This is a genomic window from Bradyrhizobium yuanmingense (assembly GCF_029167105.1).
Taxonomy (GTDB): Bacteria; Pseudomonadota; Alphaproteobacteria; order Rhizobiales; family Xanthobacteraceae; genus Bradyrhizobium; species Bradyrhizobium yuanmingense_A.
Genome location: NZ_JARFML010000046.1, coordinates 43,204 through 52,201, shown reverse-complemented (window position 1 = coordinate 52,201; position 8,998 = coordinate 43,204). Strand labels below are relative to the sequence as shown.

General features: G+C 58.6%; 7 protein-coding genes and 3 pseudogenes. 4 read left to right on the top strand and 6 right to left on the bottom strand.

Going from position 1 to position 8,998, the window contains the following annotated elements; translation table 11 throughout:
- Window positions 1-8: 8 nt before the first annotated feature.
- From P0R31_RS36380 to P0R31_RS36355, 6 genes and pseudogenes are all read right to left on the bottom strand, one after another.
- A complete protein-coding gene (locus P0R31_RS36380) occupies window positions 9-545 on the bottom strand; it encodes a hypothetical protein (RefSeq protein ID WP_275519692.1) in 537 nt (178 codons plus the stop codon).
- Between the two features lie 156 nt (window positions 546-701).
- Window positions 702-2,015: pseudogene (locus P0R31_RS36375) on the bottom strand (DUF2130 domain-containing protein).
- Between the two features lie 183 nt (window positions 2,016-2,198).
- Complete coding sequence (locus tag P0R31_RS36370; protein WP_275519690.1) at window positions 2,199-2,594, bottom strand: DUF3320 domain-containing protein; 396 nt, start codon at window positions 2,592-2,594, stop codon at window positions 2,199-2,201.
- Window positions 2,579-3,208 (bottom strand): hypothetical protein, encoded by a 630-nt coding sequence (locus tag P0R31_RS36365; RefSeq protein ID WP_275519688.1) that lies wholly within the window; start codon window positions 3,206-3,208, stop codon window positions 2,579-2,581. Before P0R31_RS36365 ends, P0R31_RS36370 begins: the two co-directional genes overlap by 16 nt.
- Window positions 3,209-3,450: 242 nt before the next feature.
- Window positions 3,451-3,717 (bottom strand): annotated as a pseudogene (locus P0R31_RS36360) (AAA domain-containing protein); the annotation flags it as partial.
- Between the two features lie 126 nt (window positions 3,718-3,843).
- Window positions 3,844-5,406 carry an ISL3 family transposase gene (locus tag P0R31_RS36355; protein WP_275519700.1) on the bottom strand — a complete coding sequence of 521 codons (1,563 nt, stop codon included), beginning with the start codon at window positions 5,404-5,406 and terminating at the stop codon, window positions 3,844-3,846.
- A 171-nt stretch (window positions 5,407-5,577) separates the two neighbouring features.
- Here P0R31_RS36355 and P0R31_RS36350 point away from each other — a divergent pair, with 171 nt between their 5' ends.
- The 4 genes and pseudogenes from P0R31_RS36350 to rpmD form a co-directional block, all read left to right on the top strand.
- On the top strand, window positions 5,578-6,420 hold the full coding sequence (locus P0R31_RS36350; RefSeq protein WP_275519698.1) for a Wadjet anti-phage system protein JetD domain-containing protein: 843 nt from the start codon (window positions 5,578-5,580) through the stop codon (window positions 6,418-6,420).
- Between the two features lie 814 nt (window positions 6,421-7,234).
- Window positions 7,235-7,951 carry a hypothetical protein gene (locus tag P0R31_RS36345; RefSeq protein ID WP_275519686.1) on the top strand — a complete coding sequence of 239 codons (717 nt, stop codon included), beginning with the start codon at window positions 7,235-7,237 and terminating at the stop codon, window positions 7,949-7,951.
- Between the two features lie 79 nt (window positions 7,952-8,030).
- On the top strand, window positions 8,031-8,294 hold the full coding sequence (locus P0R31_RS36340; protein WP_275519684.1) for a hypothetical protein: 264 nt from the start codon (window positions 8,031-8,033) through the stop codon (window positions 8,292-8,294).
- 402 nt (window positions 8,295-8,696) lie between these two features.
- Window positions 8,697-8,873 (top strand): annotated as a pseudogene (gene rpmD, locus P0R31_RS36335) (50S ribosomal protein L30); the annotation flags it as partial.
- Between the last annotated feature and the right edge of the window lie 125 nt (window positions 8,874-8,998).

The following is an 8,998-nucleotide window of genomic DNA, read 5'->3' as shown; positions in this document are numbered from 1 at the left end:
CCCCGGCCTCATGCTCCTTCAACAGCGCGATAATCTGCTCTTCCGTGAACCTTGCTCGCTTCATCTGTCCGTCCTTCTTCGGGCCGGACTCTAACTCCTTCTGGAGGAAATACGCAGTGGCAGGTCACCTTGCCCAAAGCGGTCAATTGGGCATGCTGGCAGGAGTAAATGCGGTTGTTAAACTCAATTGAGAGTCGACCGAGCGCATTTTCAATCTCCTCCTCATGATTTGGATCGTCGGGCGAGACCAAGAGATGAATATTGATCGCGCGGCCATCGCGGGTCTTTGGGGTGATCCGAAACTCGATGTTCGGAAACATCAGCGCGATGTTGGAGATTCGGCCCTCAGCTCTGAACTTCCGCATCGCACGATAATTTGCGATGCTCATGTAGTCGGTGATGCCGATTGCCTGAACCTCGCTCTGGCCCTCAATCGCAGCCAAATATGGTTCCCACCCACCGACGAAGTTATCAGAGAGAATGCTGCCCGGAGTATGGATGTGTGGATCCCACCTTCTCCAGATCGAACCGGTCTCAAAGCCCAATTGGTCCCCCTATGCAATGTTGGGGGCGCAATAAACAAACGCCGGCAAAAATAGGACTCTTGATCCCCCGAGGACAACTTATCACTCAGCAGCGCAACTGCAAGTGGAGCCGGTCCGCGCCCTCGTGTTTGGTCCTCGGCAATTCGTATGACCAGCTCAACCGGCGCGGCGGTCCTCATCGATCGCGGTCTCTAGCAACGGCAAATCGAGACTCGGAATTTCGGGCATCGCCTTGCCGGCAATCGCCTGCAGATCGCCAACCATACCGACCGTGGATTCGATCACCGACAGGATCTGAGTTTCGCGCTTAGCCCATTGCCGCCCCATGAACTTGCGCTCCTTATCGAGGTCCTCGCGCATGTCATTGAACTTCTCTACGACAGCCTCGACACGCTGCCGAAATTTGATACCAGTCAAGTATTGATACACTTGCTCCATCTTCGACTGTTGCCCCTGCTGAGCCAAGCGCGACCAGCTGACCTCAATGAGCGTCTGACGAAGAGCAGCAGCAACCGGAAGAGCGTAGCGGGGATGGGCGACCCAAACGACCGTCGACCAAGTCAAAATGTTCGATGTGCTTCGGGAGCGCTTGCGAGATTATCAGCGCTACGTCGGCGCCACATCGCCGTTGATCGTCACGCAGCTTGGCTAGCCAGCCGTCGCTCCATGCTTTCGTCCTTTTGGACTCCCAAAGTATGATCCCTGCAGCGTGGCCGATTGAACCGTTGACCTGCTGGATAACGTCGGCACCGAGCTCGCCCTTGCCAACGGGCTCAACTTGGTCAGTCGGAAAACGCCCGCGCAATAGGACCTCAAGTTCAAGCTCGAGCACTTCTCCCCGGGACTGTTGGGAACCCTGTTCTGCTTTGCGTTTCAATTCCTCGATCGTGCGGGCCATCGACTCGATGGTCTGATCTTTCTCCGCGACGCGAAGCCGCGCGGCTTCATCGACATCTTGCCGGGCTTTGATCTGAATTTGGTCCACGGATGCTTGAACACGCTTCTCAATCGTTAGATCAAGTTCGCGCTTTTCTTCATCCAGCGCGCGCTGCTTGCGCATAAGTTCAGCTTGCTGTTGCTGGGCCCTCGCAAGCTTAGCGTTGTTCGCCGCGAGGCACTCCCGGAGCTCGTTCGCTTCCGTCTCCTTGGCTTGTAGCTCTGCCACCGAAGCCTCGCGAGCCTTCTTGGCTTCGCGGCGATCAGCAGCTGTTTTGCGGCTGATAAGCGCTTGGCGACTTGATCCTCGACTTCCCCGCGCGCCTTCGCCAGCTGTTCGCGCTCTTCGCGCAAAGCTTCGGTCTTGCGAGCCACCTCAGCATCCTTGCTGGCGAGCTGCTCCTGGAACCGCTTCCGCGTCTCTTCCAGCAGCGGCGCGGCAAGAGATTCGGTGAGCTTAATCTCGTTCCTGCAATGCGGACATTGAAGGGTTGGCTCATGCGTCGCGCCGGCCGCAGTTGCTGCGAAATTCATGGCCCCTCCAATATGGGATGCCCGCGCAAAGCTGACGCGCGACAGTTACAAGGCAGCTTTACCGCAACTTGCATATACGTCGAACAGGAGGCGAGCTCGCGCGACAGTTTTCCACGGAAACCACCGCTCTCGGCAGCGGACACTGTCGGTTAGAGGGCACGTCGAAATCGATAGATGATCCGCCTAACCCGCCGCCGCTACGGCCGATTCGAATCGTTCGCGCGTTGATGCCGCGAGGCGCCCTAGGCCGAAATGTTCCTGCATCCCCCGGATGATCTCCTCGGTTTCCTCGAGGCCTGCAGACCGCAACAATCCTACGAGACCTGCCAATTCGGGAATAGGTATGTCGCCGTGATCGCGGCCGCCAGCTCCCCGGTAGGGAGAAAGATTGGTTTCTGCCGCATCTTGCGGCCAGACGACTTCCCGCTCTCCTTCCTTTGTCGTCGGAAAACGGTTGCGTCCGAGCGACGAGGCGACAAACTTTTGTACTGTCTCGCCGGATCGCATAAAGCCGTGCGCGCGGGCAATACGATCAACCAGGACATCAAGGTAGATCGGACCTTCTATTCTCGACGACATGATCCCACCATGCTGCGGAGGTTACCGCGATAGCCAACATCATAGAAGCGCTCTCGGTCGGGTTGCGCCACGCTCGCGGGGTCAGCCTTCATATACGTCGTGGCCGGCGCGCTCTCTACTTCCGGTGTTTCTGTCGTTGGTCCGCGAGCGTAAACCTTTGCTTCTTGTATAGTTTCTCCATCGTCATTTGCCGGCTCCGGTGCAGGCTCGGTTTGCTCGCGTTCCGCTTGCGCCTCGGCAGCTTCGGACGTGATGTCGGCCGATCGGTCGAGCTGATCCGAACGGAGAGTGCCATCAACCGAAGGCGGGGCATCTTGACCCGTCGGGCGGGACGCCCGGTCCGCATCGAGGTCTGATACTAATCGGGTGTGAAGCTTATCCGTGGCAGTGGCGGCGTCCATCCACCATTCGGTGCTCCAGATTCGCCGGATCCGCCAGCCAAGGTCGGTAAGCACCATTTCACGCAAGCGATCGCGGTCGCGGGCAGTCGCGGATCGATGATAAGCAGCGCCGTCGCATTCGACGCCTGCGAGATAGCGTCCCGGGAAGTCTGGATGAACGACGCCGAGGTCGATCCGGAAGAATGAGACGCCGACCTGAGGATGGATGTCCAACCCTTCTGCTGCAAGGCTCGCATCACGACATCCTCGAAGGGCGATTCGGTCTCGCGTCCGGTTGGTGAAAATGCCTCCGCTATGGCACGCGCGCCGTGTTCAGCGAACTCAAGGAAATGCTTGAAATCAATCACTCCCTTTGCGCTGGTTCGTCCTAAATCGATTTTCTCATGTCGCAATGTTGCAAAGACCAAGAGTTCTCGGCGCGCACGTGTAACTGCGACATTCAGTCGACGGTGACCGCCTTCGCTATTCAGAGAAGAAATCTGAGCCGTGACGCGTCCGGTCTTATCCGGGCCGACTGCTACGGAGAAAATTATAATATCGCGCTCGTCGCCCTGCACATTCTCGATGTTCTTGACGAGGATTGGCTCTCTCGTCTGCGTTCGGTCAAAGTGGGGCTCAAGCGACGGATCTGCGCGACGGGCCTGATCCAGCAAGTTTTCGATCAACCGTTGTTGTTCGCCGTTGAATGTGACCACTCCGATCGAATGGGCAGAGGTTTTCATGCGCCGAACAACTTCGGCAACGACTGCCTCGGCCTCCTTGCGATTTACCTTAGCGCCGCCACGCTCGTAGATACCTGTCAATCGGCCTGCAAATTTGGCTCTGACGCAATCTTGGTGCAGCTCCGATTATTCTGCGCCGATTAGTCTCGCTTGAAGCAGATCGAGTTTGCCGCGGCCGTACATCTGACGTCTGACGAGCTTGAGGCGCGTGATCTGACCTTCGGTCTGGCCATTAGACCAGGGCAAAGTGATTGCTGCCCGGACCGCTGCTTCGTCCCTTGCGACGCCACTGGCGAACGAGGCGACGAGACTAGCGCGGGCGCGCTCTATCCACGTCATGAGACCCGCCTCCGTCTCGCGCCGGATCATCAGATGAAATTCGGCAATGATCTCGCCTGCCTCGACCAAGGTTGGCACGCCAGCTTCGATCGCCGCGACCGTCACGGTCTCTGCTTTCGTGAGCAAGTCCCGCCCGATTATCATGAGGCGCGCGATCGTTCTGGCCGACGGAATCCTCTGAAGGTTTTGTGTGTCGGCTCTTTCCGCCCGTCGTCTGCGGGTTGCCCGCTCGCTGATGACTCGGAGCGAGCCTCGGAAGCCCCTCCCTTTTAAACGACGCCAAAGTTCAGCCCCGTTACGGCAGCCGGAGGCCCACTGCTCGTCCAGCCATGGTAAGTGTAGATCCAACGAACTTTGTCGGGTTCGGAAGACGTCGTGACGTTCGCCGCGGACCACCTGTCGCACCAGCTTCCTGCTGTGGCCGGTCTGACGCACGATCTGCTTGATAGGTATGCCGTTCTTCGACAGAGCCAGGATGGCCGCGTTGGTCTCCTCGCGGCGCAGATAGCCCTCATACTGAAGGCGCTCGGCGGCGAGCAGCTTGGGGTCGATCGTGGTCGCACCGACCACGGTGCGGATCTGGCGCATCGACTTGCGCACGGCCTCGAGGAAAGCCCGACTGGCGTTCTCCATCAGATGCCAACGATCGGCGACCTGTACTGCATGCGGCAGGGCCTTGGCCGCGGCTTCGCCGTATCCGCCACCACGATCACGGGCGACGATTGCGATCGTGGGATGAGCAGCGAGCCACGCTTGTGCAGTTGCTGGTTCACGATCCGGCAGCAGGGTGACCACCCGACGCCTCTCGAGGTTGCAGACAATGCTGGCGTATCGGTGATTGCGCCGCCAGGCCCAGTCATCAATGCCGATAACCCTGAGCGGGTCAGTTGGGGGACGGCTTTGGCGCCGGACCACCCGAAGAAGCGTATCTTTGCTTACCGGCAGCATCAGCCGCTTTGCAAAGCCTGCTGCCGGTCGACCGCCAAGCGCCAGGCCGAGGTGATGGACGATGGAGTCCAGCCTTGCCGTCCGTCGCGCCGATGGCGCCAGTACGCCTTCGGCGAAGCGCTCGGTGAAGATTTGGCGCCCGCATAGGACGGCGTCACAGCGGAAGCGGCGGGCGATCACCAGGAGCTTGACGATTCGCCCCGAGAGCGGCAGATCGGTCACGCGGCGCCGATAGCGGCTATGGACACGTCGGGAAGCCGTTCCGCAAGATGGACACAGGCCGAAGCTTCCGGAAGCCCGAACCACAACGATCGCCTTGTCACCCTCGTAGTAAGCACTCTCTACAACAAACCCACGCGACACCAAACTGGAGCGGTGGAGTGCCTGCTGCTTGGCGCTGATTCTCCTCCAATCAAACCGCCAGACATCCCGCAAACTGCATCAAAAGTGAGTCAGAGCCAATATTGCAGGCCGAATGACAGTCATCTAGGTCGCGTTCCGGCCGGACAGCTCGCGCAAGACGCCGGTACGCGACTCGTGGATGGCCTCGCTTTGGACGGGCGCTTGCTGGAGGTGGCCCCCTCGATCATGGATGCCTGGGGAAGAGGGAAGAGCTGGCACGGATTCGGGGCGTCGGATGTCGACAAGCTGCGCAATGGATTCGCTCTCGCCCAGGCGATCCTGGACAACTGGCATCTCGACGTCGACTACAAGACGTTCTCACGAAGGACGGTGGGCAACAGCAAGACGCTCGAACGCATAGAAGGCGTCGTCGTGCGGCTTCTCAGCGGGATCCTCGAATTTCCGCCCGGCGCCCGCCCTCGAGAGGCGCTGCGGACCATCGGACTGGAGCGCTTCGCCCCGCCGCTCCTGATCGCGGGGCGGATCGATCTAGACGGGGCCGATCTGTCCCGTGCCTCCCCCCACTATCTCGGAATCACGCCCAAGGAGGCGGATCGCATCCGCTTCCGAGAGACGCCGACCTATGTCCTGACGATTGAGAACTTCGCAAGCTTCAACAGGCACATTGCCGAGGCGGACCCCGGTCGGCTTGGAACGACCATGTACGTGGGCGGCTATCCTTCGCTCGCCACCCAACAGGCGCTGCGGACGATCGCGGGCATGGTGTCCGAACGGACACCGCTCTTCCATTGGTCGGACATCGATCCGGACGGCACCTGGATCTTCCACACGATCGAGCGTGCCGTCGGTCGCCCGATACGACCTCATCTGATGAGCGTCGAAATCGCCGAACGATCTGGCGAGGTGCAGGCGAAAAAATCGGCCCCGGCGCGATGTCCGCCGGAATCCGGGATTGCAGCTCTGGCAGCGTACCTGGCGAAGGAAGATGCCAAGACGTTGGAGCAGGAGGAACTCGATCCCGCCTTGCCCCTGTTGCCTCGCACCAGCGACTAGAGGGAGTTGAGACTGCGCGGACTTCGACCATCTTCCGATGTCGAGCCGCGTTGTCAGTCGCTTACTCTTGGGCTCTCCTTCGCCAACCTTCAGTCCTAGCGAATCAGCAGGAGCTCCAAAGTTGAGCCGTGGTCCTCGACGTCCTCCCATAATTAGCAAGAAGCAGCAGCAGAAGCGACGGGCCATTGTGGTCAAGCTGGTGTCTAGAATTGATGACCTTCGCGAGGAACTGCAGAAATGCGCAAGTGAGGGACGTCGGAAGGAAATCGTGTCCGAGTTGAGACAGTTGCGGCGCGAACAGAGCCGATTATCGCTCTCAGCAAGAGAACCAAAAGTCACTCCGCTTCCGTCTTCCTATGTCGAAAGAGTAAAGGCAGATCGGAAAACCTGCGCGCGCCTATCAGGCCGCGACAAGATTAGGGTGCACTTCGTGCAGGGCGGGGCCCCCCCGGCAGCGCTAAGTGAACATCTTCCGGCTCACGTCTCGATCAGTTTCGTACACTCTCATGCAGGCCAGCACACGTTGGACGGATATGTCGTCGACGACTAGCGATGCCGGACCCCATGGGTACGTCGACCGCATGCATGAACGAGATCGAAGCACTTAGAAGGGTGCGATTAGAATCGACCGACTAATCTTCGGAAGGGGCGTTCTGAAACACAGGATCATTCAAATTGTAATCTCATCTGAAGCCATTCCGAAGCCCGAGAATGTTACGACGTGATCGGTCGGTCGGAATGTGGGAACGCTGTCGCGTTGCTAGGCGAAGTCGCGCATTCGAGTACCGACCGGCAACGTAGCGTCGAGATCTGAGTGTCAGTGACGAATTATACTTTGGTAGGCGTGACGCTGCCTTATGTCGTCGAATTCGTAAGACGGAAACACCGCAAGCCTGAGCACGGAGTTTTCTGGGAAAAAGCAAGCATTGCGTTTCGACAGGCGGGGGCGCATGAAGTTTGCACACTCTGCCGTGTCCAGTCGATGGGCGAGGCATCAGAATATTCGGTCTTGTCCTTTAACGGCGAGGTTTGGTGGCCGCTGCTCAATAGTGGCAAACCGGTCAGAGTTATAGACTACGTGGATGGTGCCCAAAATAGCTCTGGGATCTTCCTCACGATGATGAACTTGTCGCCAGCTACGGTGCATTCGCCCCGCCGCGACTTTGATGAGCTCTCGCGCCACCTGCTGCCGCGCAAAGTCGATGCCCCGCGGAAAGCGGAACGATGGCGGGCCGCCCAGGCGCTGGCGGATCGAACGCTGTTTTGCGATGGAGCAGTTTACCTAAGAGGGGGCTATCCGGTCTGGTTCGTAGTCGACGAAGGCGAGCCGTTTGATGAGCGCCTCGTGTTTGAAATCGGTAGTTCCGATCCGGAAATCGAGGCTGTGGCGCGCTACCTTCCGGGGCCAAGGTCGATACTTGGACGAGAGGCAGCATGTCGATCTTTAGTATTCGGGGTAGAAGAACTCGAAACCGGTGACGGAAAGTTATCGCCGACGTGGCGTCGCATTCACTCAAAAAACAACCCTTGATGCAGAAGTTCAACTGATTTCATCTCCGCACGCCGCCGAGCTCTGTGCAAGGACATTGGCGAATCGAGTCCTCAACACGATGACGCAGCGCGGTCGAAATGAGATTTCAGCTCTCTTGGGTGATCAGCAGCAGTGGAATCAAGCGATCTCGACAATATCAGTATCGCGCGCTCTTGAAATCATCGACGCGATGATGAGCACGGGCTCCACTCCCACTTTTGAGGCGCTCTACAACGCCCAGTACGAATGGGCATTGGAAACTCGCTCACGGTTCGACGCCGTTACAACTCCGGGGCAGATCTCTCAACTGGACCTGGATCGTCTAGCTGAGCTCGTTGATTAGTCGAGAAATGATCGGTCCCCAAGGATCGATCGAAACGTCTTCGCCGTCGTCATAGACATTGAAGTAGACGCTATAACTAGATCCAGGCAGTTCTTCCGACCCTTGGCCCGATTTGCTATCTCCTAGGCGGCAACTCGGCTTCCTTATATTCTTCGCTCGACTTCGATCGTACTTCCGCAAAGCCTTAGATGATTCATTCACGGCATGAGCCACCGTGTCCACCTTTGCCTACTCGGCAGGGTGGAGCGGGGTTGTGTCCTTCGGCTGCACTTTAATGGTGGTCGTGTTGGGCATCGCGGAGCGTCTCGGGCGTTAGTCGACGTAACCGTTCTGTCATGAGATCTCGCATACTTAGGGATCCGGATTTGATAACCTCGGCGGCGCAACGAGGAGCAACCCCTGATGCGATACGTCGAGATTGAGCAGATAGGCAGCCCGATTCGGCGCCGAGCCGATCAACGGCAGACGCTGGTTGGGCTCAAGCTCAACAAGATCGGCCGGGTGGCGTGGTTGCCCGACACTTCGGCGACGCGCGGGATGATTCACAAGGTTCGGCATCTGGTGAAGATTACTCATGATCCCGCGGCGCCGCGGGTGATCGCCGGCGCGCCGGCGCCGGACGAAGCAGCGGACGTCCGATTGCTTCGCAACTTGATCTGCAACGTGAACGGCATCGTGCTAGAGCCTTATGACAAGGCCGCGCT

Excerpts from the sequence above, each read along its gene's own strand:
- P0R31_RS36370 (WP_275519690.1), bottom strand. The coding sequence starts at position 2,594 with ATGTCGTCGAGAATAGAAGGTCCGATCTACCTTGATGTCCTGGTTGAT.
- P0R31_RS36340 (WP_275519684.1), top strand. The coding sequence starts at position 8,031 with ATGACGCAGCGCGGTCGAAATGAGATTTCAGCTCTCTTGGGTGATCAG.